At 70.2% G+C, this 24,434-nt stretch carries 22 protein-coding genes and 2 tRNA genes; 13 read left to right on the plus strand and 11 right to left on the minus strand.

Annotated elements, in window-relative coordinates:
• Positions 1–15 precede the first annotated feature (15 nt).
• Positions 16–972, plus strand: a complete 957-nt coding sequence (locus ACFVW6_RS24405; RefSeq protein ID WP_378830055.1) for a DUF2157 domain-containing protein — start codon at positions 16–18, stop codon at positions 970–972.
• Between the two features lies 1 nt (position 973).
• On the opposite strand, the gene ACFVW6_RS24410 is transcribed toward ACFVW6_RS24405, so the two are convergent.
• Positions 974–1,525, minus strand: a complete 552-nt coding sequence (locus ACFVW6_RS24410; RefSeq protein ID WP_378830056.1) for a hypothetical protein — start codon at positions 1,523–1,525, stop codon at positions 974–976.
• 140 nt (positions 1,526–1,665) lie between these two features.
• Between ACFVW6_RS24410 and ACFVW6_RS24415 the strand changes: the two genes are divergently transcribed.
• On the plus strand, positions 1,666–2,460 hold the full coding sequence (locus tag ACFVW6_RS24415; RefSeq protein ID WP_378830057.1) for an enoyl-CoA hydratase: 795 nt from the start codon (positions 1,666–1,668) through the stop codon (positions 2,458–2,460).
• Here the strand turns inward: ACFVW6_RS24415 and ACFVW6_RS24420 are convergent.
• Together ACFVW6_RS24420 and ACFVW6_RS24425 are read right to left on the minus strand one after the other, a co-directional pair.
• The gene (locus ACFVW6_RS24420; RefSeq protein ID WP_387792793.1) at positions 2,457–3,521 is read right to left on the minus strand and encodes a hypothetical protein; all 1,065 of its coding nucleotides are present in this window, start codon (positions 3,519–3,521) and stop codon (positions 2,457–2,459) included. The genes ACFVW6_RS24415 and ACFVW6_RS24420 overlap by 4 nt on opposite strands.
• Before the next feature lie 25 nt (positions 3,522–3,546).
• Positions 3,547–4,134 carry a MarR family winged helix-turn-helix transcriptional regulator gene (locus tag ACFVW6_RS24425; RefSeq protein ID WP_378830059.1) on the minus strand — a complete coding sequence of 196 codons (588 nt, stop codon included), beginning with the start codon at positions 4,132–4,134 and terminating at the stop codon, positions 3,547–3,549.
• 117 nt (positions 4,135–4,251) lie between these two features.
• Between ACFVW6_RS24425 and ACFVW6_RS24430 the strand changes: the two genes are divergently transcribed.
• A tRNA-Cys gene (locus ACFVW6_RS24430) sits at positions 4,252–4,323 on the plus strand.
• Here the strand turns inward: ACFVW6_RS24430 and ACFVW6_RS24435 are convergent.
• The 8 genes from ACFVW6_RS24435 to ACFVW6_RS24470 form a co-directional block, all read right to left on the minus strand.
• Entirely contained in the window at positions 4,305–5,420 is a 1,116-nt protein-coding gene (locus ACFVW6_RS24435) for an ABC transporter ATP-binding protein (RefSeq protein ID WP_378830060.1), read from the minus strand. The genes ACFVW6_RS24430 and ACFVW6_RS24435 overlap by 19 nt on opposite strands.
• A 58-nt stretch (positions 5,421–5,478) precedes the next feature.
• Positions 5,479–7,035 (minus strand): ABC transporter permease, encoded by a 1,557-nt coding sequence (locus tag ACFVW6_RS24440; RefSeq protein WP_378830062.1) that lies wholly within the window; start codon positions 7,033–7,035, stop codon positions 5,479–5,481.
• A complete protein-coding gene (locus tag ACFVW6_RS24445; RefSeq protein ID WP_357349501.1) occupies positions 7,036–8,058 on the minus strand; it encodes an iron ABC transporter substrate-binding protein in 1,023 nt (340 codons plus the stop codon).
• 92 nt (positions 8,059–8,150) lie between these two features.
• A complete protein-coding gene (locus tag ACFVW6_RS24450; protein WP_378830064.1) occupies positions 8,151–8,762 on the minus strand; it encodes a hypothetical protein in 612 nt (203 codons plus the stop codon).
• 194 nt (positions 8,763–8,956) lie between these two features.
• The gene (locus ACFVW6_RS24455) at positions 8,957–9,469 is read right to left on the minus strand and encodes a DUF4352 domain-containing protein (protein WP_378830065.1); all 513 of its coding nucleotides are present in this window, start codon (positions 9,467–9,469) and stop codon (positions 8,957–8,959) included.
• Between the two features lie 523 nt (positions 9,470–9,992).
• A tRNA-Arg gene (locus ACFVW6_RS24460) sits at positions 9,993–10,065 on the minus strand.
• 112 nt (positions 10,066–10,177) lie between these two features.
• Positions 10,178–10,915 (minus strand): DUF305 domain-containing protein, encoded by a 738-nt coding sequence (locus ACFVW6_RS24465; protein ID WP_355284618.1) that lies wholly within the window; start codon positions 10,913–10,915, stop codon positions 10,178–10,180.
• Positions 10,915–11,814 carry a DUF3105 domain-containing protein gene (locus ACFVW6_RS24470; protein ID WP_357349496.1) on the minus strand — a complete coding sequence of 300 codons (900 nt, stop codon included), beginning with the start codon at positions 11,812–11,814 and terminating at the stop codon, positions 10,915–10,917. The genes ACFVW6_RS24465 and ACFVW6_RS24470 overlap by 1 nt, the downstream gene beginning before the upstream one ends.
• An 89-nt stretch (positions 11,815–11,903) precedes the next feature.
• On the opposite strand from ACFVW6_RS24470, the gene argS reads away from it, so the two are divergent.
• The 10 genes from argS (at position 11,904) to ACFVW6_RS24520 (ending at position 24,430) form a co-directional block, all read left to right on the plus strand.
• The gene (argS, locus tag ACFVW6_RS24475) at positions 11,904–13,565 is read left to right on the plus strand and encodes an arginine--tRNA ligase (RefSeq protein WP_378830066.1); all 1,662 of its coding nucleotides are present in this window, start codon (positions 11,904–11,906) and stop codon (positions 13,563–13,565) included.
• A gap of 115 nt (positions 13,566–13,680) precedes the next feature.
• Positions 13,681–15,102: a diaminopimelate decarboxylase gene (lysA, locus tag ACFVW6_RS24480; RefSeq protein WP_355284627.1), complete on the plus strand. Its 1,422-nt coding sequence runs from the start codon at positions 13,681–13,683 to the stop codon at positions 15,100–15,102.
• Positions 15,099–16,454: a homoserine dehydrogenase gene (locus tag ACFVW6_RS24485; RefSeq protein ID WP_378830067.1), complete on the plus strand. Its 1,356-nt coding sequence runs from the start codon at positions 15,099–15,101 to the stop codon at positions 16,452–16,454. Before lysA ends, ACFVW6_RS24485 begins: the two co-directional genes overlap by 4 nt.
• Entirely contained in the window at positions 16,451–17,545 is a 1,095-nt protein-coding gene (gene thrC / locus ACFVW6_RS24490) for a threonine synthase (protein ID WP_365011104.1), read from the plus strand. Before ACFVW6_RS24485 ends, thrC begins: the two co-directional genes overlap by 4 nt.
• A 25-nt stretch (positions 17,546–17,570) precedes the next feature.
• Positions 17,571–18,497, plus strand: a complete 927-nt coding sequence (gene thrB / locus ACFVW6_RS24495; RefSeq protein WP_365011341.1) for a homoserine kinase — start codon at positions 17,571–17,573, stop codon at positions 18,495–18,497.
• Between the two features lie 340 nt (positions 18,498–18,837).
• Positions 18,838–20,889, plus strand: a complete 2,052-nt coding sequence (gene rho / locus ACFVW6_RS24500; RefSeq protein ID WP_357349488.1) for a transcription termination factor Rho — start codon at positions 18,838–18,840, stop codon at positions 20,887–20,889.
• A 215-nt stretch (positions 20,890–21,104) separates the two neighbouring features.
• On the plus strand, positions 21,105–21,335 hold the full coding sequence (gene rpmE, locus ACFVW6_RS24505; protein WP_022567395.1) for a 50S ribosomal protein L31: 231 nt from the start codon (positions 21,105–21,107) through the stop codon (positions 21,333–21,335).
• Between the two features lie 97 nt (positions 21,336–21,432).
• Entirely contained in the window at positions 21,433–22,503 is a 1,071-nt protein-coding gene (gene prfA / locus ACFVW6_RS24510) for a peptide chain release factor 1 (protein WP_357349486.1), read from the plus strand.
• A 61-nt stretch (positions 22,504–22,564) separates the two neighbouring features.
• On the plus strand, positions 22,565–23,461 hold the full coding sequence (gene prmC / locus ACFVW6_RS24515) for a peptide chain release factor N(5)-glutamine methyltransferase (protein WP_378830069.1): 897 nt from the start codon (positions 22,565–22,567) through the stop codon (positions 23,459–23,461).
• A gap of 303 nt (positions 23,462–23,764) precedes the next feature.
• Entirely contained in the window at positions 23,765–24,430 is a 666-nt protein-coding gene (locus tag ACFVW6_RS24520) for an L-threonylcarbamoyladenylate synthase (RefSeq protein ID WP_378830071.1), read from the plus strand.
• Positions 24,431–24,434 lie beyond the last annotated feature (4 nt).

Below are 24,434 nucleotides of genomic sequence, written 5' to 3' on the forward strand. Positions count from 1 at the left end.
CGACATACTCGACGGATGGTTCGCGAACACAGGGTGGGTGTGGCGCTGGAGCGGCTGGTGGCGGCGGGCGTGATCAGCGGCGACCAGCGCGGTGCGGTGCTGCGGGCGGTCGACGCCGAGGACCGGGCCGGCCGGGCGAGCGCGGGCCGGATGATCGCCGAGATCGTCGCGTATCTGGGCGCGGGCCTGGTGGCGGCCGGGGTGGTGCTGTTCCTCGGGCGGGCGTGGTCGGACGTGGCGCAGACCGGACGGGTGGTGTTGCTGCTGGTCGTGGCCGGGTGCGCGATTACCGGCGCGGTCCTGCTGGCCGGTGGGTGCGACGGGATCTTCCGGCGGGTGCCGATCGCGTCGGCGGGGCGCAGCCGGCTCGCGGCGGTGCTGCTGGCGCTGGCCGCCGGCATGGTCTGCGGTGCGGTGGTCACGGCCTTCGGCGACGAGGCCGAGATCGCGGCCGCGGTCGCCGGGTTACTCGTCGCGGTGCTCGGATATCTGCTGGTGCCGACCGTGCTCGGGATGGTCGCGATGGGCGGGTTCGGCGTCGCGAGCGCGGTGACCTCCACCTCGGCGGTGTTCGACTACCGGTCCGCGTGGCCGGGCGTGCTGCTGATGCTGTTCGGCGCGCTGTGGATCGGGTTGGCCTGGACGCGGCTGTTCGTCGCCGACTGGGCCGGGTACCTGATCGGCGGACTGATCATGGTGGGCGGGGCGCAATCGGTGACACCCGGCGAATCGCTGTGGCGGCCCGCGCTGACCGCCCTGGTCGGGGTGGCTTTTCTGGTGCTGTACGCGGCGCGGCGAGAGCCGGTCCTGGTGCTCGGCGGGGCGGCGGCGGTGGCGATCGCGGTGGGACAGACGGTGGCCGAGCGGACCGACGGCGGTCCGGTCGTCGCGAGTGTGGTGCTGGCGATCGGCGCGGTCGTGCTCACCGTCGGCTTGATCGTGCTGCTCGCCGGGCCGGGACAGCCGGACTGAGTCAGCGGATCAGCGTGGTCTCCTGCGCGCGGATCGTGCGGAAGAACCGCGGGCCCACGTCGGCGCCGTTGTGGTTGTAGCTGTCGATGATCTCGGCCAGTTCGTCGGCGAGGCGGCGCAGATCCGCGGTGGCGGTGGTGCGGTCGAACTCGTCGCACTCCCAGCCCCACGCGGGCGGGATGTCGGCGATGGTGACGACGATCTGATCGGCGAACGGCGTGCTCACCGCCACCGTGAGCTCGGCGGGCGCGGCCGCGAGCGGGCTGTGCACCGTCAGCTCGCCCGGCCCGCCGACCACGGCGAAGGTCCGGGCGAAGGCGATGTCGTCGCGGACCGATTCGACGATCGAGGCGGTGCTCGCGTGCCTGCCCGGCCGGTGGTGCCTGGCGCCGTACACCCGATCCGGCGCCGCGGCGGAGACGGTGTCGCCGTGGGATTTCCGCAGAATCCGGTCGAGCATGCGCTGGGCCGTCGCCCGCTCGTCCGCGCCGGTGTTCTCGTGTTCGATCAGCGCGCGCAGCCGGGTGATCCGCGCGAATTGGTCGGTGGCCATGCCCCGATTGTGCCTCAGCGGCTCGGGCACACCGGGCATTCCGCCACGCCTACTAGCCGGTTTGCCCGCGTGGCCGAGGGGCGGCGGGGCTCGGTATCGTCTGCACCATCCGTGACCACTGAAGAACAAGAGGGTGCCTGGTGACCGATTTCGAGACGATTCTGCTGGAGCGCAAGGGCGGCGGCGAGGGCAAGGGCGCGGTCGGCTGGATCACGCTGAACCGGCCCAAGGCGCTCAACGCTCTCAACGCGCAGGTCCTCGAGGACGTCATCGCCGCGCTCGACGAGCTGGAGAACGACGACTCCATCGGCGCGGTCGTCATCACCGGCTCGGAGAAGGCCTTCGCGGCGGGCGCCGACATCAAGGAGATGGCGGACAAGTCCTACATGGACATGTTCTCGGCCAACGCCTTCGCCGGCTGGGATCGACTGGCCGACTTCCGCAAGCCGACCATCGCGGCCGTCGCGGGCTTCGCCCTCGGCGGCGGCTGTGAGCTGGCGATGCTGTGCGACATCCTGATCGCCGCCGACACCGCCAAGTTCGGTCAGCCCGAGATCAAGCTCGGCGTGATCCCCGGCATCGGCGGCTCGCAGCGGCTGACCCGCGCGGTCGGCAAGGCCAAGGCCATGGATCTGATCCTGACCGGCCGCACCTTGGGCGTCGAGGAAGCCGAGCGCGCCGGGCTGGTGTCCCGGATCGTGCCCGCCGACCAGCTGCTCGACGCCGCGCTCGAGACCGCCCAGACCATCGCCTCGATGTCGCTGCCGGTCGCGATGATCGCCAAGGAAGCCGTCAACCGGGCCTTCGAGACCACGCTGACCGAGGGCGTGCTGTTCGAGCGCCGGGTGTTCCACTCGCTGTTCGCCACCGACGATCAGAAGGAAGGCATGGCCGCCTTCGTCGAGAAGCGCGCGCCGAACTTCACCAACAGCTAGTTCTGTTTCAGCCGCAGCGAACCATCGGTGAGCTGGGCAGTCGTCGGCGCGGTTCCCGGTTCGGGGGACCGCGCCGACGGGTCGTCGGTGCCGAGCAGGCCGGCGACCGTGCCGCCGAGCGTGGCCGTCACCGCCATCGCGGCGATGAGTTTTCGCCTGCCCGGCCGGGGGCGGGTCTCGCGGGCGACCACCGCGCTGCCCGCCCGCAGGCGCGGCATGCGCAGGCGGGCCGCTGGGCGCTGCGCGGCCAGCAGCACCGCACCGCGCGCGGAGACATAGTCCGGTTCGGGGTCGTAGACGATCGGTAGCCCGATCCGCTGGGCCAGATCGGCGCGCAGCGAGGGATTGCGGGTGCACCCGCCGAGCAGCACCAGCGCGCCCGGCCGCACACCCGTCTCCTCGACCAGCTGACGCACGAACGACGCCGAATGATGCAGCCCCGCCTCGCACAGCTCGGCCAGGTCGCTGCGGGTCACCACGGCGCGACCGCCGGTGTCCGCGTCGGTCGCCGTCACCACCCTGGCCCGGCTCAGCGACTCGCGATGCGCCCTGGTGGTGCGCGCGTCGGCCAGCACGCCGCCGCGGGCGAGCTGCCAGCGCAGCAGCGCGTCGTAGCCGTCGCCGCTGAGGACCGTGCTGCGCCTGCTGGCCAGGATCGTGTCGGTGCGGCAATCGGCATGGGTGACAGTCAGACCCGAGCAGCCCAGGTCGTAGAGGATCACCGACTCGCAGTCGGGCAGCATCCCGGTGAAGCGCAGATAGCGCAGCTGCGCGAGCGGTTCGTCGACGATGCCGACCTCGGACCTACCGATCGCCGCCCGGATCGCGTCGGCGTGCGCCTCGCTGCGGCAGGTGACCGCCGTCGCGGTGACACACTCGCCGCGCGCCAGTGCCGCGACCCGCATCCGGCGGATCACCGACAACACCGCCTCGTCGACCGAGCCGCCCGCCCTGCGCGGTAGCCGGAGCCGGTCCACCGGGGGCAGATGCGGCTGATCGGAGTGGGTCAGCACGGCGCGGGCACCACCCGCACCCGCCGATACCCCCAGGACCAGCACCATGGGCTACATCGTGGACCAATTTCCGCTAGCTGCCAAGCGGGTCGGCCGGTGATTCGCCGGTCGGTTGCCAGGTCGCGTGGAATGCGAGGTTTTCCGCGTCGGGAACCTCGTAGTCGCCCGCCTCGTGCCGGAACTCGGCGAGCAGGGTCAGCAGGGCGCGGATCCGGTCCGGCGGCAGGCCGGGCTCGGCGAACACCTGGGCGTTGAGGGCCGCGGTCGCCTCGGCCACCGATGTCCTTCCCGCGTCGGTGATTTCGATCAGCGTCGCGCGCCGGTCGCTCGGATGCGGCACCCGGACCACCAGGCCGGCCGCCTCGAGCCGGTCCACGGTATTGGTCACGCTGGTCGGATGCACCTGCAGGCGCGCGCTGGCCTTGGCCATGGGCAGCGCGCCGGTCTTGCTGAAACTGAGCAGTTGCAGCAGTTCGTAGCGGGAGAAGGTCAGGCCAGAGGGTTTCAGCGCCTCGTCGACCCTGGCCATGACGATCTGCTGCGCCCGCACCAGCGACGTCACCGCGGCCATGCCGTCGGCCACCGCGCCCCAGCCGTGCCCGGTCCATTGCCGGTGCGCTTCGGCGATCGGGTCATGCGGAAGCGGTCGTGGCCGAGACATGGCATTGATCATCGCATAGGGCCAGGTCGCTGCCGCCCAGTCGGCGCGACGGCATTTCGCTCACGGCGAGCGTAACTCTGGGCAACACCGGTCGAACCGGGCACTCTCTAGGGCGAGGCGGGCGTGGCTGAGTGGTTGAGGCAACGGTCTGCAAAGCCGTTTACGCGGGTTCAATTCCCGCCGCTCGCTCTGATCGGGACAGGCGCTCCACCCATCGGGTGGGGCGCCTGTTTCGCGTAGGCCGTCCCGGTGCCCCGCACGGTCAGGCGGACGCGATCACTGCGCGCCGGTGCCGCGATGCCGGTGCGGCGGACCGTGACGGTGCCCGCGCCCTCGACGAGGTCGATGGTGAGCAGGACATCGGGCCCGCGGAAGTCGACCTCGGTCACCGTCCCGCTGTGCTCGGCGGTGACGACCTCGGCGGTGAGCTGCTCGGGCCGCAGCATCAGGGTGGTCTCGCCGGTGGGGGCGTCGCGCTGGACCGGGACCGGGCCGAGCGCGGATTTGGCGACATCGGCCTCGCAGAGCGCATCGAGCAGAATGCAGTCGCCGAGGAAGCGGGCGGTGAACAGGTCGGCCGGGTGGTGATAGACCTGCTCGGGCGGGCCCACCTGGGTGAACCGGCCGTCGCGCATGACCGCCACCTGCGCGGCGAAGCTGAGGGCTTCCTCCTGATCGTGGGTGACCAGGATGCTGGTCATGCCCGCGGCGCGCAGGGTGTCGGCCACCGCCTGCCGGGTGGTGGCGCGCAGGCCGGTGTCGAGGGCGCTGAAGGGCTCGTCGAGCAGCATCAGATCGGGCTTGCGAGCCAGCGCCCTGGCCAGCGCCACCCGCTGCTGCTGACCGCCGGAGAGCTGATGCGGTGTGCGATCGGCGTACCCGGGATCCAGCGACACCATCGCCAGCAGCTCGGCCACGCGGTCGCGGTCGCGGTGGCGGCGCAGTCGCTCGCCCAGGCCGCGCCAGCCGGTGTGCAGGCCGTAGGCGATGTTGTCGGCGACGCTCAGATGCGGGAACAGCGCACCGTCCTGCGCGACGTAACCGATCCGCCTGTGCTGCGGCGGCAAGCAGACATCCTGGCGCACAACGGTTTCCGTGCCGAGCCGCACGGTGCCGGTATCGGGTGCCTCGAAGCCGGCGATCACCCGGAGCAGGGTCGTCTTGCCGCAGCCCGACGCGCCGACGACCGCCGCGGCGGTGCCGTCGGGGACGTCGAGATCGATGTGATCGAGCACCCGGGTCGCCCCGAACGTCTTCGACACCGCCTGCACGAGAAGCCGACTCATGCTGTGTCCTTTCGGTCTGCGCGGGCGCCCTCCGTGGTCACGCACGCTGCCGTCTCGCTCATACCCCGGCCGCCTTTCTGGACTGGGTGAACAGCACGTAGGTCACCGGGATCGCCGCGACGATCATGATCAGCGCGTACGGTGCGGCGGCGGCGTAGTCGAGTTCGCCCGACAGGCCCCAGAACTGCATGGCCAGCGTGCGAGTCCCGTTGGGCGCCAGCAGCAGTGTCGCGGTGAGCTCGGTGGACACGGCGACGAACACCAGTGCCGCGGCCGAGGCGGCGGCGGGCGCGGTCATCCGCAGGGTCACCCGGAAGAACGTGGCCGAGCCCGACTCGCCCAGCGAGCGCGACACCTCCTCCAGCCCGACCGGCACCTGCGCCAGCCCGGCCCGCACGCTCACCAGCGCGCGGGGCAGGAACATCAGCGCGTAGGCGATGATCACCAGCGTCACCGTCTGATAGAGCGGCGGGGCCCAGCGGATGGTGACCGTCACCAGCGCGAGCGCGATCACGATCCCGGGCAGTGAGCTGGTGATGTAGTTCGCGCCCTCGATCACCCGGGCGAACCGGCTGGTCGAGCGCACCGCGATCCACGCGACGGGAAACGCGCACAGCGTGGTGATCAGCGCGGCGGCCGCGGCCAGGCCGATGGTCTGGCCCAGCGCCCGCCCGATCACCTCGGTATCCCACACCGCCGCGCCGCCCAGCCACAGCCAGCGCCCGATCGTCCACAGCGGCACGCCCAGCGCGCCGACGACCACCGTGACCAGCACGCCGAACAGCGGAATCCGCCACCAGCCCACCATGATCGGGCGCGCCGCGCGCTGGGCGCCGCCGCCGAGCCTGGCGTAGCGCGCGTTGCCACGCAGCAGCGCCTCGCCGCCGAGCAGGGCCAGACAGCACAGGACGAGCACACCGGCCAGCATGCTGCCCGCCGGTCCGGCGAAACTGCTCTGGTACTGCTCGAAGATCGCGGTGGTGAACGTGTCGTAGCGCAGCATCACGAACGCGCCGTACTCGGCGAGCAGATGCAGGCCGATCAAGAGCGCGCCGCCCAGGATCGCCAACCGCATCTGCGGGACGACGATGCGCCAGAACACCTCCACCGGACCGGATCCGAGCGCGCGCGCCGATTCCTCGATCGCCGGATCGAGCCTGCGCAGCGTGGCCGCCACGGGCAGGTACACCAGCGGGAAGTACGACATCGTGGCCACGATGACCGCCGCCGACAGTCCGTACATCGACGGGAACACGCTCACCCAGCCGTAGCTGTTGACGAACGCGGGCACCGCCAGCGGCGCGACCAGCACCGGACCCCACCACGCCCGGCCCGGCACGTCGGTGCGCTCGACCAGCCAGGCCAGCCCGACCCCGAGCGCCACACACACCGGCACCGTCCACACCACCAAAGCGATGGTGTTGGTGAGCAATTCGCCGACCCGAGGCCGGAACACCAGCTCAGCGGCCGCGCGCAAGCCGGTGTCGAACAGCACCGAGACGATGTAGCCCAGCGGGATGAACGTCGCCGCCGTCAGCGCCAGCGCGACGAGCGTGACGAACACCCCGGGCCTGCCGACCCGGGGTGTTGCCGTTGATGCGGTCCGCAGGGCCACCTACAGCAGTCCCGCCTCGGTCATCAGCTGGGTGACCTTCTTCGAATCGAGCTTGCTCGGATCGATCGCGGGGGCCTGCAGGTCGGCCAGCGGCGGCAGCGCGGGGTTGGCGGCGACATCGCTCGCCACCGGGTACTCCATCGAGGTGCCGTCGCGCAGGATCTCCTGGCCCCGCTTACCGGTGATGTAGGCCAGGAACTTCTGCGCCGCCTCCTGCTTCTCGCTCGACTTCAGCACGCCGCCGCCGGATACGCTGACGAAGGCGCCGGGATCCTGGTTCTTGAAGTAGTGCAGCGCGGTATCGGCGCTGCCCTCCTTGGTGTTGGCCTGGTCGCGGTACCAGTAGTAGTGGTAGATCACGCCGCCCTCGGGGTTGCCCGAGTTCACCGCCTTCATGGTCGCGACATTGTTCTGCAGCGAGGTCGCGTTGGCCTTCATGCCCTGCAGCCAGGAGCGGGTGACGTCCTCGCCCTTCAGCGCCAGCAGGCCCGCGACGATCGCCTGGAAGTCGGCGCCCGAGGTGCCCGCGCCCCAACGGCCCTTCCACTGCGGCTGCGCCAGGTCGAGCAGCGAGGCGGGCAGGCCCGCGGTGGGCAGCTTGTCCTTGTTGTAGACGAACACCGTGGCGCGGGCCGCGACGCCGGTCCACTTGCCGGTCGACGGGCGGTACCGGTCAGGCACCTGGTCCAGCGTTGCCTTGTCGACGTCGGCGAACAGGCCCGCGTTCTCGACGAGGGCCATGGCCGGGGAGTTCTCGGTGAGGAAGGCGTCGGCGGGGGAGTTGGCGCCCTCGGCGACCAGCTGGTTGCCGAGGGCGGTGTCGCCACCCTGCCGCAGGACGACCTTGATCCCGGTCTCCGCGGTGAACGCCGCGGCCCACTCCTTGGTGAGGGACTCGTGCTGGGCGTTGTAGACGGTGATCTCGTCGGCGTCGCCCGAGGAGGACGAGCACGCGCTCACACCGAGCGCCGCCACCGCGATCGCCATCAGCCCGGCCAGGGGTTTCCAACTTCGCGACGTCATCGGCGTCCTTCCACACAGGGTCCCCATCCTGTGATGAGGCTTACCTAAGGAAGATACCCCGGCTGACGTGCGCGGATCGGGTTACCGTTCGGTCAGTGTTTGGTGGCGGGCGCCGAGCAGATCTTCCAGGTGCCGTCTTCCTTCTTCAGGTGCTCCTCGGTGCTGTCCTCGGTGTTGGGCTCCTCGCCCGCGACCGAGAGCGTCAGCTTGCCGACCACCGTCGCCTTGGCGGTGTCGCCGGTGATGACGATGTCCTCGACCTTGTCGATGGTCACCGAGACCGTCGCGGAATCGAACTGCTGGCGCTGCTCGGGGGACAGGTTGTCGATCTCGGACCGATCGGCCGCGCAGGCCAGCGCCGCGGCCGCGATGAAACCGTCCGAGTCGAGGGTGTCGTAGAAATCGCGGATCGCGACCTCGATCTTCTTCTCGTCCGAGGCCAGCGGTGTGCGCCCCTGCACCGTCAGCACCACCCCCGTGATCAGCGCGCCGATCACGACCAGCGCGACCACGCCGAGCGCGATGAACAACCCGGTCCGGCTCTTCTTCGGCGGCTGCTGCTGCGGCGGGAACACATCCGGCGATCCCGGCGGCGGTGGTGTCTGTCCCGGCCCGAACCCGGCGTGCGGGTATCCGGGCGGCCCCGAGGGCATTCCGGGCGACTGCTGGCCGAACGGTGGTTGATCACCGGGTGGATTGGTCATGCTCGCTCCTGACGTCACCGGGGCGCGCCCCGAAACCCGACATGCGCTGAATGCGTACGTGCGACGAACCCGCGCCGAGAGCGTTCACGCCGCAGCGTGCCCGTGCGCGGTACAGACGAAATGCGAAAGCGCCCCGGACGATACCGGGGCGCTTTCGCCCGACCGCAACAGAGGTTGCGACTGGCACCGACCTGTTACCGCAGGGCCACCCGGACGCCGTTGGAGAACATGGAATCATGGAATTCGATGGCGGCGGGGACGGTCCCCTTGGGCACGTCGAAGGCGATCACCACCGACTTCTTGTTCCCCGGATTGATCCCCGCGGACAGGTCGGTGTTCAGGTTGATCTCGGCGGACGTATCGTTCGCGAATTCCCTGCCCTGATCGTCGATGAGCTTCTGATTCGATCCGAAGTAGGTCTGCGGCTCGCCCGCGGTGTTGGTCACATCGACGTGTACGAGGATGTACTCACCCTGGGCGTCCGACTTCAGGAACTCGTTGTCCCCGACAGAGGCGACCGGCGGATCGACCGCGGTGACGACGAAGCCGAATTTTCCGTCGCGTACCTCCGACCCCACCGGAGCTACCGATGTACGCGCCGCGCTGTCCTCCGCGGCGTTGTCCACCCCGCTTTTCAGCACGGTGAAGCACCCCGCGCAACCAAGCAGGATCACGGCGAGCACACCGAGCAGAACCCACAACCACACCTTGCTCTTGCGCTGCGGAGGCTGCGGGGGATAAGGCTGGCCGTACGGTGGCTGCTGGCCGTACGCGGGACCACCGTACGGCGGCTGTCCCTGTGAAAACTGGCCGTGCGGTTGATTGTGTGGAGGTTCCTGCGGGTTCGACATCGTCCCCTCGCTTCTCATCGAACCGCCGAAGGTGGGTCCCTGGCGTGTGACGGGAGTGTGCCAGCGCGCCGGCCTCGTCCGCGGCCGATCCCGACCCCGACTTATTCCATACGAAAGGAATTAGGGGTGTGTTCGGGCTCGATGCTCGATTTCGGTGAGATGTGGCCACGATGGGTTCGGACCGTTGCGGAGTGCCGACCGGACGACGAGGGGTGTGTGCCCTCGGCCGGGTCGTTTCGCTACGGCGACGTCGACCGGCTCCGCGGGGATTGCTCAGCGGTGCCACCGCAGTCGCCGACGGGCCGAGCGAGCGGATACCCGCCCGACTGCCGCAGACCAGAAAGGCCCCCGACCGCGTGGGTCGGGGGCCTTTCTCGTGTGCCCTCGGCAGGATTCGAACCTGCGGCCTTCTGCTCCGGAGGCAGACGCTCTATCCCCTGAGCTACGAGGGCGGGATAGATGCCGGTCGCGGTGAGGCGATCGGGCAGCGACAGCGTATCGCATCGAGTGCGGTGCGCCAAAAACGGTGCCGGACCGGGCGGTTGACCCGGTCCGGCACCCGGGTCAGCTCAGCGGGAGCGGGCTGGCGCCGCGGGCGGCCAGCATGCTCTCCATCAGCTGGGACTCGCCCGCCTGGGTCTTCGACATCTGGGCCGCCAGGGTGCGCACCTCGGTGGTGTCGGCGTGCTCGGCGGCGTAGTCGAGCATCGGCACACCGCCCTGGTGGTGGCGCAGCATGAGCTGCAGGAACAGGGTGTCCATGGCGGCGCCGGTGGACTGCCGCAGCGTGGTCATCTCCTCCTGGCTTGCCATGCCGGGCATCGACGTCATCGGGCCCGACATCGCGTGCTCGGTGGCGGTCGCGCCGCCGTGGCCGTGCGCGCCCGCGCCGTGCCCGGTCATCCAGCCCATGTAGCCGTCCACGTTCTGGTTCGGCTGGCCCCACAGCTGCAGCCAGCCCTGCATGCGGCCGATCTGGTTCTGCTGGGTGGTGAGGATGTCGTAGGCGAGCCTGCGCACGTCGTTGTCGGTCGAGCCGATCAGCGCCGCGCCCGCCATGTCGACGGCCTGCGCGTGATGGGCCGACATGTCCTGGCTGAACCCCACGTCGACAGGGCCCGGCGCCGGAGTATCGGCCTCGTTCAGCGGCATCCGCAACAGCACGCCCGCCACGGCGCCCAGCAGCAGCAGGCCGATCGCGCCGAGCACGAGGATCGCCCCGGCCGGGCGGCGCGCGCCCGTCGCGGTGTCGCCCGGCTCGGCGGCGGTGTCGTCGGGGTCGACCGCGCTGTCGGTACCCACTACTGGCCCGCGGGCTGGGTGCCCGGCATCGGGAAGCCCTCGGGCAGACCCGGCAGACCGGCGCCGCCGGGCAGGCCGGCGCCCGCGCCCAGCTCGGACTGATCCTGGGTCAGGCCCTTGCCGTCCATCGGCACGGCCTCGGGGCCGTACGGCGCCGGATCGAACGGCGGCGGGTTGTTGGCGTCGAAGATCGGGTTCGAGCAGCTCGCGCCGACCTCGGGGTAGGCGTACGGGTTCTCGCGCAGCGCGGAGATGAACTGCTTGATCCGCGCGTCGTCGGCGGAGTCGAGCTTGAGCTGGTGGCCCCACGACTGCAGCGAGATCGGCGCGTCGAGGCCGGGGTACGGCGACATCAGCGAGTACTGCCGGCCCTTGACGAAGTTCGACAGCTTCTCCACGCCCGCCGCGTCGACCTTGTCCGGGTTGTAGGCGATCCAGACCGCGCCGTGCTCGAGCGAGTGGACCGCGTTCTCCATCCGGATCGGCTTGGCGTAGACGGTGCCGGTGCAGTTGGCCCACGCGCCGTCGTGCGGGCCGCCGTAGGCGGGCGCCTTGTCATAGGCGACGCGCTGGGCGGCGGTCACGTGCAGACCGGCCGGGTACTCCTGCTTGACGACGCCGCTGATCTTCGCCGACGGGTCCTGGTTCTCCTTGGTGGGCACCCATTCCTTGAGATCGGTCTGGGCTTCCCGGATCGCGGCCTGGTCGAGGTACTTGGGCACCAGGCTGTAGGCCAGCAGACCGATCAGCGCGACGATCGCGACACCGGCGCCCAGCAGGGCCCATGGCACGTCGCGCTTCTTGTGCGGAAGGTTGCCCTTGCCGGGTTTGCGGGACGGAGACGACTTCCCCGCGGCCCGGACGGCCTTGGCTGATGTGGCGCTGGTCCTGCTCGGCATCGCTCGTTGTGCTCTTTCGACGTGTGGATCGGGACGTTCGTACCGGGCGGTCGTGGTTGCGAGGCGCCCAGCCAATAGGATAGAGACTCGTGACTCCAGCTGACCTTGCAGATCTCCTTCGCACCACCGCCGCGAAGGTGCTTGTCGAACGCGGACTGGACTCGTCGGTCCTGCCCGAGCAGGTCACAGTGGAGCGTCCGCGCAACCCCGAACACGGCGACTATGCCACGAATGTGGCGATGCAGGTGGCCAAGCGGGTGGGAACCAATCCGCGCGAACTCGCGGGCTGGCTGGCCGAGGCGCTCTCGGCGACCGACGGCATCGATGTGGCCGACGTCGCAGGTCCCGGCTTCCTGAACATCCGCCTCGCCGCCTCGGCGCAGGGCGCGATCGTCGCGCAGATCCTGGCCGCAGGCGCGAAGTTCGGTACCGGCTCCGCGCTGTCCGGCACCAAGATCAACCTCGAGTTCGTCTCCGCCAACCCCACCGGTCCCGTGCACCTCGGTGGCACCCGCTGGGCCTCGGTCGGTGACGCGCTGGGCCGCATCCTGGCGGCCGAGGGCGCCGACGTGACCAGGGAGTACTACTTCAACGACCACGGCGCGCAGATCGACCGCTTCGCGAAGTCGCTGGTCGCGGCCGCGCTCGGCGAGCCGACCCCCGAGGACGGGTACGCGGGCGAATACATCTCCGAGATCAGCGCGAGCATCGTCGCCGCGCACCCCGAGGCGCTCACCCTGCCCGCCGACGAGCGGCACGAGCTGTTCCGGCGCGAGGGCGTGCAGCAGATGTTCGCCCAGATCAAGCAGGATCTGCACGACTTCGGCACCGACTTCGACGTGTACTTCAACGAGAGCGAGCTGTTCGCCTCCGGGGCCGTCGAGTCCGCCGTCGAGCAGCTCAAGAACTCGGGCAACCTGTACGAGAAGGACGGCGCCTGGTGGATCGCGTCCACCGAGTACGGCGACGACAAGGACCGCGTCGTCCTCAAGAGCGACGGCAACGCCGCCTACATCGCCGGTGACATCGCCTACTTCCAGAACAAGCGCGCGCGTGGCTTCGACCTGGCCATCTACATGCTCGGCGCCGACCACCACGGCTACATCGGCCGGTTGAAGGCCGCCGCGGCCGCGTTCGGCGACAACCCCGACACCGTCGAGGTGCTGATCGGGCAGATGGTGAACCTGGTCAGGGACGGCCAGGCCGTGAAGATGAGCAAGCGGGCGGGCACCGTGGTGACGCTCAACGACCTGGTCGAGCAGATCGGCGTCGACGCCGCCCGCTACTCGCTGGTGCGCTCCTCGGTGAACTCGAGCATCGACATCGACCTCGACCTGTGGACCAAGGCCAGCAGCGAGAACCCGGTCTACTACGTGCAGTACGCGCACTCGCGGACCAGCAGCATTCTCGGCAACGCCGCGAAGTTCCCCGAGTTCGCCACCATCGCACCGGATTTCGCGCTGATGACCTCGGCGCGCGAGGGCGATCTGATCCGCACCCTCGGTGATTTCCCGCGCGTGGTCGCCACCGCCGCGGAGACCCGCGAACCGCACCGCGTCGCCCGCTACCTCGAGGAACTGGCCGGGGTCTATCACCCGTTCCAGTCCGACGACGACATGCGCGTGCTGCCCAAGGGCGACGACGCCGTCACCCCCCTCAATGCCGCCCGGCTCGAACTGGTCAAGGCCACCCGTCAGGTGCTGGCCAACGGTCTGGCCCTGCTCGGCGTCAGCGCACCGGAGCGCATGTGACCACCGGCAAGCTTTTCAGGAAGGACGCACCCCGCGTGAGAGAGCGCAGCGAACGAACCAACAGCCCTGCGCACTGTGCGCTCGTGACGGAGCCGAGCGCCAGCGAGGTGCAGTCATGAGTGCACACCCGGCCGGTCCCCGGCACGCAGAGATCCCGCACGCCCCGAGCCTGGCCGAGCGCCCGACCGATCCCAGCGAGATGATCGACCTCCCCGCCAACGTGTGGCCGCGCAACGCCACCAGGGGCGAGGACGGCGTCGTCCGCGTCGCCGGCGTGCCGGTCACCGAGCTGGCCCAGCAGTACGGCACCCCGCTGTTCGTCGTCGACGAGGACGACTTCCGCTCCCGCTGCCGCGACATGGTGCGCGCGTTCGGGCCCAACGCCCGCGTGCACTACGCCTCCAAGGCGTTCCTGTGCGGTGAGATCGCGCGCTGGATCCGCGACGAGGGCCTGTCGCTGGACGTCTGCTCCGGCGGCGAGCTGGCCATCGCGCTGCACGCCGGTTTCCCGGCCGAGCGCATCGCGCTGCACGGCAACAACAAGTCGGTGCCCGAGCTGGAGACCGCGGTCGCCGCGGGCGTCGGCCACGTGGTCGTCGACTCGCTCTACGAGATCGAGCGGCTCGAGGCGGTCGCCGGTGCGGCGGGCGTGGTCCAGGACGTGCTGGTCCGGGTCACCGTCGGCGTCGAGGCGCACACCCACGAGTACATCTCCACCGCGCACGAGGACCAGAAGTTCGGCTTCTCGATCGCCGGTGGCGACGCCATGGAGGCGCTGGCCCGGGTCTTCGAGGCCGACAACCTGCGCCTGGTCGGCCTGCACAGCCACATCGGCTCGCAGATCTTCGAGCTCGACGGCTTCGAGATCGCCGCGCGCCGGATGCTCGGCCTGCTCCGTGAGGCCATCGACAAGTTCGGTATCGAGCGCACCGCGCAGATCTCCACCCTGGATCTGGGCGGCGGCCTCGGTATCTCGTACCTGCCGAGCGACAACCCGCCGCCGCTGGACGAGTTCGCCGCCAACCTGCGCGGCCTGGTCGCCGCCGAGGCCGCCCGCGCCGGGCTGCCCGAGCCGACCATCGCCGTCGAGCCGGGTCGCGCCATCGCGGGCCCGGGTACCGTCACGCTGTACGAGGTCGGCACCATCAAGGACGTCGAGCTCGACGGCGGCGCGCGCCGCCGCTACGTCAGCGTCGACGGCGGCATGAGCGACAATATCCGTCCCGCGCTGTACCAGGCCGATTACGATTGCCGTCTGGTCTCGCGCTCGTCGGACGCGCACGCCGTCGTCGCGCGCGTGGTCGGAAAGCATTGCGAGAGTGGCGATATCGTCATTCGTGACACCTGGATGCCCGCCGACGCGGGCCCCGGTGACCTGGTTGCCGTCGCGGCGACCGGCGCGTACTGCTATTCGATGTCGAGCCGCTACAACCAGCTCACCCGGCCCGCCGTGGTCGCGGTGCGTGACGGTGTGGCGCGACTGATTCTGCGCCGGGAAACGGTGGCGGACCTGCTCAGCCTGGAGGTGGAAGGATGACCGTGGTGAACAACGGGACCAAGGAATCGGGGCGCCCGCTGGGTGTCGCCGTGCTCGGCATGGGCACCGTGGGTACCGAGGTCGTCCGCGTGCTGCGCGACCACGCCGAGGATCTGCGCTCGCGGGTCGGGGCGCCGCTGGTGCTGCGCGGCGTCGCCGTGCGCGACCTGGGCAAGGACCGCGGTCTGCCCGCCGAACTGCTCACCACCGACGCCGAGGCGCTGGTCGCCCGCGACGACGTCGACCTGGTGGTCGAGGTCATGGGCGGGATCGATCCGGCCCGCGCGCTGATCGGCGCCGCCCTGAGCGGGGGCAAGTCCGTCGTCACCGCCAACAAGGCGCTGCTGGCCGACTACACCGGTGAGCTGGCCGCGGCCGCCGAGCGCAGCCGCGCCGACCTGTACTTCGAGGCCGCCGTCGCCGGCGCGATCCCGGTGGTCCGGCCGCTGATCCAGTCGCTGTCGGGTGACCGGGTGAACCGCGTGGTCGGCATCGTCAACGGCACCACCAACTTCATCCTCTCCGCGATGGACGAGACCGGCGCCGCCTACGACGACGTGCTCGCCGAGGCCACCGACCTGGGCTACGCCGAGGCCGACCCCACCGCCGATGTCGAGGGCTTCGACGCCGCCGCCAAGGCCGCCATCCTGGCCTCGCTGGCCTTCCACACCCGCGTGACCGCGGCCGATGTGTACCGCGAGGGCATCTCCAAGATCACCGCCGAGGACCTGGAGACCGCCTCGGCCGTCGGCTGCACCGTGAAGCTGCTCGCCATCTGCGAGCGGGTCGCGGCCGGTCCGGGCGAGCCCACCTCCGCCGAGGGCGGCAAGGACCGCGTCTCGGTGCGCGTGTACCCGGCGCTCATCCCGCGCAAGCACCCGCTGGCCTCGGTCAGCGGTGCGTTCAACGCCGTCGTCGTCGAGGCCGACAACGCCGGTAGGCTGATGTTCTACGGTCAGGGCGCCGGTGGCGCGCCGACCGCCTCGGCCGTGCTCGGCGACCTGGTGATGGCCGCGCGCAACAAGTTCTACGGTGGCCGCGCTCCCGGCGAGTCGGTCTATGCTGAGCTGCCGATCGCGCCGATCGGGGACACCCCCACCCGCTACCACGTGAACCTGCAGGTGGCGGACCGTCCCGGCGTGCTCGCCGCGGTGGCCGACACCTTCGCCAAGCACGGGGTGAGCATCTCCACCGTGCGTCAGCAGGGTCACGGCGACGGCGCCCGGCTCGTGGTCGTCACCCACCATGCGGTGGAGTCCTCGCTGGCCGATACTGTCGCGGCATTGGCGGACATGGACTCCGTCACCTCCGTGACCAGCGTTCTCAGACTGGAAGGCACCGAAGAATCATGAGCACCACTGGCATCGCCCCCCAGCTCGGCGTGCACTCGCGCTGGCCGGGTCTGATCGCGGCCTACCGCGACCGGCTGGCCGGTGCGGCCGATTGGGAGCCGGTCACCCTGTTCGAGGGCGGGACCCCGCTGGTCCCCGCGACGCACCTGTCCGAGCTGACCGGGTGCGAGGTGTACCTCAAGGTCGAGGGTGCCAATCCGACCGGTTCGTTCAAGGACCGCGGTATGACGATGGCGATGACCGACGCGAAGTACCGCGGTCAGAAGGCCGTGCTGTGCGCGTCGACGGGCAACACCTCGGCCTCGGCCGCCGCCTACGCGACTCGCGCCGGCATGGAGTGCGCGGTGCTGATCCCGCAGGGCAAGATCGCGATGGGCAAGCTGGCCCAGGCCGTGATGCTCGGTGCGAAGATCATCCAGGTCGAGGGCAATTTCGACGACTGTCTCGAGCTGGCCCGCAAGGTCACCTCGGATTTCCCCGAGGTCGGTCTGGTGAACTCGGTGAACCCGGCGCGGATCGAGGGCCAGAAGACCGCGTCGTTCGAGATCTGCGATGTGCTGGGCAAGGCGCCGGATGTGCATGTGCTGCCGGTGGGTAACGCGGGCAATATCACCGCTTACTGGCGTGGGTACCGGGAGTACCACGCCGATGGTGTGACCTCGGTGCTGCCGCGGATGCTGGGTGTGCAGGCCGCGGGTGCGGCGCCGCTGGTCAACGGCGCGCCGGTGAAGGACCCGGAGACCGTGGCCACCGCCATCCGGATCGGTGCTCCGGCGTCGTGGAACGGGGCGATGGAGGCCAAGGAGCAGTCCGGTGGCGCGTTCCGCGCGGCCACCGACGAGGAGATCCTGGCCGCGTACCGCCTGGTCGCGGCGACCGAGGGTGTGTTCGTCGAGCCGGCGTCGGCGGCGAGTGTGGCGGGTCTGCTGGCCGCTCGTGCGGAGGGTTGGCTGGATTCGGGTTTGACGGTGGTCTGCACGGTGACCGGTAATGGTCTGAAGGACCCCGACAACGCGTTGGCGGGTATGCCCGAGGTCAAGCCGGTCGCTGTCGATCCGGTGGCGATCGCCCACGAACTCGAGCTGGCCTGAGTTGAGCGCACGCGAGAGCAGGCTGATGACGGCCACCCTGCCCGCCGGTCTCGAGGTGACGGTGCGCGTTCCCGCGTCCACGGCCAACCTCGGTCCCGGATTCGATTGCCTGGGAATGGCATTGGGCCTCTACGACGAGATCGTGGTGCGAACCACCGAATCGGGTCTCGAGATCCGGGTCGAGGGTGAGGGCGCCGACGACGTGCCGTGGGGCCCAACGCATCTGGTGGTGCGGGCGATCGAGCGCGGGCTGGAATCGCTCGGCGTCTGGGCCGACGGTCTCGACGTGGTGTGCCGCAACGTGATTCCGCACTCGCGCGGCCTCGGCTCCAGCGCCTCGGCCGTGGTCGGCGGCCTGGCCGCCGGCGCCGGGCTGGCGGCCAAGTTCGATCCGGACCTGCGCCTCGGCGCCGATCAGCTGGTGCAGCTGGCCTCGGAGTTCGAGGGTCATCCCGACAACGCCGCCGCCAGCGTGCTCGGCGGAATCGTCGTGTCGTGGACCGAATCCGATGCCGAGCAGAATCGCGCCTACCGGGCCGTGCGGCTGACCCCGGCCGCGACGCTGCGCCCGGTGGTGCTGATCCCGCAGGAACGCTCGTCCACCGCGCACACCCGCGGGCTGCTGCCCGAGCAGGTGCCGCACGGCGACGCCGCGTTCAATGTGAGCCGGGCGGCGCTGGCCGTCGTCGCGCTCACCGAGCGCCCCGATCTGCTGATGCCCGCCACCGCGGACCGGCTGCATCAGACCCAGCGTGCTCCCGCGCTACCGCTGTCCACGGCCTGGATCGAGCGGCTGCGGGCCGCGGGTATTCCGGCCACCGTTTCCGGCGCAGGCCCGACGATCTTGGCGCTCGCGACCGACGATTTCCCCGCTGACCTGCGCAAACAGGCGGAATCAGACGGCCTGCGGGTGGTCGAACCGGGCATTGCCGACGGCGTCGTGATCGACTGACGGCGTGCCTGCCTTGCCGTTGTTCGCAATTGGCAGCTATTCTGTGCAAGTCCGTACATCGTGCGCATCAGACGCCGGTGCTTCATCAGGGCAATCGCTCCAGCAGGCTCCAGGCTCGAGCCTCCACACCATGGAGGTGCTGCGACGCCGAGAAGCCGCTCAACTGGAATGATCTCTCCTCACCACTGTCTTCTGGTGGCGAAGCCTCCGGTCCGGCGGGGCGGGTAGTACGGCACAGGCGTCCGGTCGGACGCATAATCCGAGCTCGGCACAGGGTGCCGGGTCTACGGAACGAACCCTCGATTCAGCACACGGCATTCGAGGGAAGGAAAGGATTTCCGTGACAGATACGGACCTGCTCGCGACACCCGGGGTGGAATCCAACCCTACGAACTCGGGCGGCCGCGAAAGTGAATCCGGACAGATTTCGAAAATGAGCGAACACACCGACGTCGCACGATCGGGGCTGACTGGAATGCTGTTGCCGCAGTTGCGCGCATTGGCGGGGGAGCTCGGTATCCGAGGCACCTCCGGTATGCGCAAGGGCGATCTCATCGCCGCTATCAAGGAGAATCAGGCCGGAGCGCCTGCGAAGGCGGGTAAGCCCGCCGAGGCCGCCGCCGTGACGGCCGACGCGCCCGCCGCCAAGAGCGAGGCGCCCGCCAAGGCCGAAGCGCCCAAGACCGAGGCGCCCGCGAAGGCCGACAAGCCGGCCAAGGCCGACAAGGCCGAGCCCGCCGAGAAGCAGGCCGCCGCCGTCGTGACCGAGCAGGCCCCGGCCGAGCAGGGGACGGCCGAGTCCAAGACCGCCGAGTCGACCGAGGATTCCGGTCGCGAGGGCGGTCAGCGTGGCCGTGGCAGGCAGCGTCGTGGCCGTGACCAGGCCCGTTCCGGCGGTGGCGAGAACGCCCAGGCCGAGAACCGTGCCGAGGAGACCAAGCAGGCCGACAAGGCCGAGGGCGGCGAGCAGGGCGAGCGCAGGCGTGAGCGTGGCGAGCGCAACGGCGGCGACCGGGGCGAACGCGCCGGTGGCGACCGTGGTGAGCGCAACCAGAACGAGCGCAACCAGAACCAGAACGGCAACGCCGGTAATCGCGGTCCCCGCGACGACCGCGGTGGCGACGACGAGGAAGGCGGCCGCGGCCGCCGGGGTCGCCGGTTCCGTGAGCGTCGTCGTGGTCGTGACCGCGACGGTGGCACCGGTGGTGGCGGCGGCGAGGCCCGCGATTTCGAGATCCGCGAGGACGACGTCCTGCAGCCGGTCGCCGGCATCCTGGACGTCCTCGACAACTACGCGTTCGTGCGGACCTCCGGCTACCTGGCCGGCCCGAACGACGTGTACGTCTCGATGAACCTCGTGCGCAAGAACGGCCTGCGCCGCGGTGACGCGATCACCGGCGCGGTGCGCGCCCCGCGTGACGGCGAGCAGAGCAACCAGCGCCAGAAGTTCGACCCGCTGGTCCGCCTGGACACCGTCAACGGCGGCGAGGTGGAGGCGGCCAAGCGCCGTCCCGACTTCCAGAAGCTCACCCCGCTGTACCCGAATCAGCGGCTGCGCCTGGAGACCACCCAGAACAAGCTGACCACGCGTGTGATCGACCTGATCATGCCGATCGGCAAGGGCCAGCGCGCGCTGATCGTGTCCCCGCCCAAGGCGGGTAAGACCACGATCATGCAGGACATCGCCAACGCGATCTCGGTCAACAACCCCGAGTGCTACCTCATGGTCGTGCTGGTCGACGAGCGGCCCGAAGAGGTCACCGACATGCAGCGTTCGGTGAAGGGTGAGGTCATCGCCTCCACCTTCGACCGGCCGCCGGCCGACCACACCTCGGTCGCCGAGCTCGCCATCGAGCGGGCCAAGCGCCTGGTGGAGATGGGCAAAGACGTTGTGGTGCTGCTCGACTCGATCACCCGATTGGGCCGTGCGTACAACAACTCCTCGCCCGCCTCGGGCCGCATCCTCTCCGGTGGTGTCGACTCGACCGCGCTGTACCCGCCCAAGCGGTTCCTCGGCGCGGCGCGCAACATCGAGAACGGTGGCTCGCTCACCATCATCGCCACGGCGATGGTCGAGACCGGCTCCACCGGTGACACGGTGATCTTCGAGGAGTTCAAGGGCACCGGCAACGCCGAGCTCAAGCTCGATCGCAAGATCGCCGAGCGGCGCGTGTTCCCGGCGGTGGACATCAACCCGTCCAGCACCCGCCACGACGAGCTGCTGATGTCGCCCGACGAGATGGCCGTGGTGCACAAGCTGCGCCGGGTGCTCTCGGGCCTGGATTCGCACCAGGCGATCGATCTGCTGATGGATCGGCTGCGCAAGTCCAAGAACAACCTCGAGTTCCTGATGACGGTCTCCAAGACCGCACCGGGCGCGCTCGACGAGTGACGCGACGGGGGCCCCGCTTCGGCGGGGCCCCCGCTGCGTTTCCCGGCCAGGAACAAACCGGGGGCCGGGGGTGTTTTCGGAGGGTGCGGCCAGGTCTGGCATACTGGATCGCTGTGTGTCTGCGAGTTCGCAGACATCCCGCCTAGTCGGTTCCGGTTCACGTATCCCGCGCTCCAGCGGTGTACGACCCGGCGACCATTATCGAGAGGACGCCCATGAAGGCAGGAATCCACCCCACGTATGTCGACACCACCGTCGTGTGTGGTTGCGGCAACACCTTCCAGACTCGCTCCACCAAGGAGTCCGGCCAGATCACCGTCGAGGTCTGCTCGCAGTGCCACCCGTTCTACACCGGCAAGCAGAAGATCCTCGACACCGGCGGCCGCGTCGCTCGCTTCGAGGCTCGCTACGGCAAGCGCGCGGGCAAGAAGGCCGACGCCAGCTAGTTGCCTCACCCGACGCCCGGTTCTGCTTTCGCAGGCCGGGCGTCGGTGGTTTCTCGCCCGACCCGATCCCGCCCGCACCGCACATAAGGAAGCACACGTGACGCAGCCGTCCGCCATCGACGACATTCTGGCCGAGTACGCAGGCCTGGAGACGCAGCTGGCCGATCCGTCGTTGCACAACGACGCGGGCGCGGCCCGGCGGGTGGGTAAGCGGTTCGCCGAGCTGGCGCCGGTGATGTCGACCTACCGCAAGCTCGAGTCGGTGCGCGACGATCTCGAGGCCGCCCGTGAGCTGGCCGCCGACGACGCCGCGTTCGCCGCCGAGGTGCCCGGCCTGGAGACCCAGCTGGTGGAGCTCGAGCAGGCGCTGGCCGATCTGCTCGCCCCGCGCGACCCGCACGACGGCGACGACGTGGTGCTCGAGGTGAAGTCCGGCGAGGGCGGCGAGGAATCGGCGCTGTTCGCCGCCGACCTGGCCCGCATGTACATCCGCTACGCCGAGCGGCACGGCTGGAAGGTGGAGACGCTCGACGTCACCTATTCCGACCTGGGCGGCTACAAGGACGCGACGCTGTCGATCAAGAGCAAGGACGCGGCCCGCGACGGCGTGTGGTCGCGCTTCAAGTTCGAGGGCGGCGTGCACCGGGTGCAGCGGGTGCCGGTGACCGAATCGCAGGGCCGCATCCACACCTCGGCCGCGGGCGTGCTGATCTACCCCGAGCCCGACGAGGTCGAGCAGGTGCAGATCGACGAGACCGACCTGCGCATCGACGTCTACCGGTCCTCCGGCAAGGGCGGTCAGGGCGTCAACACCACCGACTCCGCGGTCCGCATCACCCACCTGCCCTCCGGCATCGTGGTGACCTGCCAGAACGAGCGCTCGCAGCTGCAGAACAAGGCGCGCGCGATGCAGGTGCTCGCCGCCCGCTTGCAGGCGCTGGCCGAGGAACAGGCCGAGCAGGAGGCCGCGGCCGGTCGCGCCAGCCAGATCCGCACGGTGGACCGCTCCGAGCGCATCCGCACCTACAACTTCCCGGAGAACCGGATCGCCGATCACCGCATCGGCTTCAAGGCGCACAACCTCGACGCCGTCCTCGACGGTGACATGGACGCGCTGCTCGACGCGCTCGGCAAGGCCGACCGCGACGCGCGAATGGCGGCCGAGTAACCGGCATGAGCGCTCAGCGCCCGGCTCGGGCAACCCGCCTCACCACGGAGGACGCTCGCGCATGCCGGACCACGCGGTGACCGAACGGGTCCGGCTGCGTCCGCTGATCGTCGAGGCCGCCGGGCGGCTGGCCGCGGCGGGCGTGGCCTCGCCCCTGCCGGATGCGGAGAACCTGGCCGCGCACGTGCTCGGGGTCGACCGGATGCGACTGGCGCTGCACCCGATGATCGAGCCCGCCGAAGCCGCCCGCTTCGCCGAGCTGGTCGACCGGCGGGCCGCGCGAATCCCGCTGCAGCACTTGACCGGAACGGCCGCGATGGGCGAGATCGACCTCGCCGTCGGGCCCGGCGTCTTCGTGCCGCGCCCGGAGACCGAGCTGCTGTTCGCCTGGGCGCTGGCCCGGCTGGAGACGCTGCCGCACGACCACGCGCCGATCGTCGTCGACCTGTGCACCGGGTCGGGCGCGCTGGCCCTGGCCATCGCGCACGCCCGCCCCGACGCGCGGGTCCACGCCGTCGAACTCGATCCCGACGCGCTGACCTGGGCCCGCCGCAATGCCGACGATCGCATCGCCGACGGCGACACCCCGATCACCCTGCACGCCGACGACGTCACCGACCCGGCGCTGCTCACCGACCTGTCCGGCCGCGTCGACCTGGTGGTGTCGAACCCGCCCTACATTCCCGAGGCCGCGGTCCTGGACCCCGAGGTCGCCGACCACGATCCGCACCGCGCCCTCTTCGGTGGCCCGGACGGCCTCGACGTCATCCGCGCGATGGTCCCCGCCATCGCCCGCCTGCTGCGTCCCGGCGGCGCCACCGCGATCGAACACGACGACACCAACGGCGGGGGCGTCGCGGCCGCGCTGACAGCGGCCGGTCTGGTCGACGTCGTCGAGTATCCGGACCTCGCTGGCAAGCCCCGCTTCGTGGTCGCGGCGGCGCCCAGCAAACCCTGACGCGTCGGCATACGGTCGCGCCCCCGCCTCGCGCTCCGCGACCCGGTAGTACCAGCACATTCTCAGCATTCCGCGAACGCGCTGGTCGCGCCCCCGTGCTGAGCCACCCGCCGGACCCTCGGAAAGTCCCCGCGCAGGTGAACGGTGACGCGGGAGCTAGACTCTTGCCGCACACCGAAGACCGGCGAGAATCGTGGGACCCCGACACCTTGCCGCACCCCGATGACGGCGAGACCCGGGGCAGCGGCGGAAACATTGTCGCCCACCCGAAGACCGGCAGAATCGCGGAGAGGCGAATGTAGCGTGAGTACCGTCTACGACTGTGCTGAATCGGCGTCTCGGGCCGCGGGCCTCACCGCCGCCACCAGCGCGCTGAAATCCGGTCGGCTGGTCGTGATGCCCACCGATACGCTGTACGGCCTCGCGGCCGACGCGTTCGATTCCGACGCGGTCGGCTCGCTGCTGGCCGCCAAGCGCCGCGGTCGCGACATGCCCGTCCCGGTGCTCGTCGGGTCGTGGCACACCATCGATGGACTGGTGTTCTCGGTGCGCCCGCAGGCGCGCGAGCTGATCCGGGCGTTCTGGCCGGGTGCGCTGAGCCTGGTCGTGCAGGCCGCGCCGTCGCTGGCCTGGGACCTGGGCGATACCCGCGGCACGGTGATGCTGCGGATGCCGCTGCATCCGGTGGCGCTGGAACTGCTGCGTGAGGTCGGCCCGCTGGCCGTGTCGAGCGCCAATGTGTCGGGGCAGCCCCCGGCCAGCACCGTCGAGCAGGCACGCGAGCAGCTGGGTTCGCTGGCGAGTGTGTATCTCGACGGTGGCCCGGCCGAGCACGCGGTGGCCTCCACGATCGTCGATCTGACCGCGGATCAGCCGCGGGTGTTGCGGGAAGGTGCGGTGGCGGTGGCCGATATCGCGGAGGTCCTCGGCATGGCGCCGGATGCCCTGAGCAGCCCCGCGCAGCGGTGATCGC

The sequence above is a fragment of the Nocardia sp. NPDC058244 genome (assembly GCF_042882065.1).
GTDB lineage: Bacteria > Actinomycetota > Actinomycetes > Mycobacteriales > Mycobacteriaceae > Nocardia.

Bases quoted from the DNA above. Each gene is read 5' to 3' on its own strand.
- ACFVW6_RS24405 (WP_378830055.1), top strand. From the start codon at position 16: ATGGTTCGCGAACACAGGGTGGGTGTGGCGCTGGAGCGGCTGGTGGCG.
- ACFVW6_RS24410 (WP_378830056.1), bottom strand. From the start codon at position 1,525: ATGGCCACCGACCAATTCGCGCGGATCACCCGGCTGCGCGCGCTGATC.
- ACFVW6_RS24420 (WP_387792793.1), bottom strand. From the start codon at position 3,521: ATGGTGCTGGTCCTGGGGGTATCGGCGGGTGCGGGTGGTGCCCGCGCC.
- ACFVW6_RS24425 (WP_378830059.1), bottom strand. From the start codon at position 4,134: ATGTCTCGGCCACGACCGCTTCCGCATGACCCGATCGCCGAAGCGCAC.
- ACFVW6_RS24435 (WP_378830060.1), bottom strand. From the start codon at position 5,420: ATGAGTCGGCTTCTCGTGCAGGCGGTGTCGAAGACGTTCGGGGCGACC.
- ACFVW6_RS24445 (WP_357349501.1), bottom strand. From the start codon at position 8,058: ATGACGTCGCGAAGTTGGAAACCCCTGGCCGGGCTGATGGCGATCGCG.
- ACFVW6_RS24450 (WP_378830064.1), bottom strand. From the start codon at position 8,762: ATGACCAATCCACCCGGTGATCAACCACCGTTCGGCCAGCAGTCGCCC.
- ACFVW6_RS24470 (WP_357349496.1), bottom strand. From the start codon at position 11,814: ATGCCGAGCAGGACCAGCGCCACATCAGCCAAGGCCGTCCGGGCCGCG.
- lysA (WP_355284627.1), top strand. From the start codon at position 13,681: ATGAGTGCACACCCGGCCGGTCCCCGGCACGCAGAGATCCCGCACGCC.
- ACFVW6_RS24485 (WP_378830067.1), top strand. From the start codon at position 15,099: ATGACCGTGGTGAACAACGGGACCAAGGAATCGGGGCGCCCGCTGGGT.
- thrC (WP_365011104.1), top strand. From the start codon at position 16,451: ATGAGCACCACTGGCATCGCCCCCCAGCTCGGCGTGCACTCGCGCTGG.
- thrB (WP_365011341.1), top strand. From the start codon at position 17,571: ATGACGGCCACCCTGCCCGCCGGTCTCGAGGTGACGGTGCGCGTTCCC.
- rpmE (WP_022567395.1), top strand. From the start codon at position 21,105: ATGAAGGCAGGAATCCACCCCACGTATGTCGACACCACCGTCGTGTGT.
- prmC (WP_378830069.1), top strand. From the start codon at position 22,565: ATGCCGGACCACGCGGTGACCGAACGGGTCCGGCTGCGTCCGCTGATC.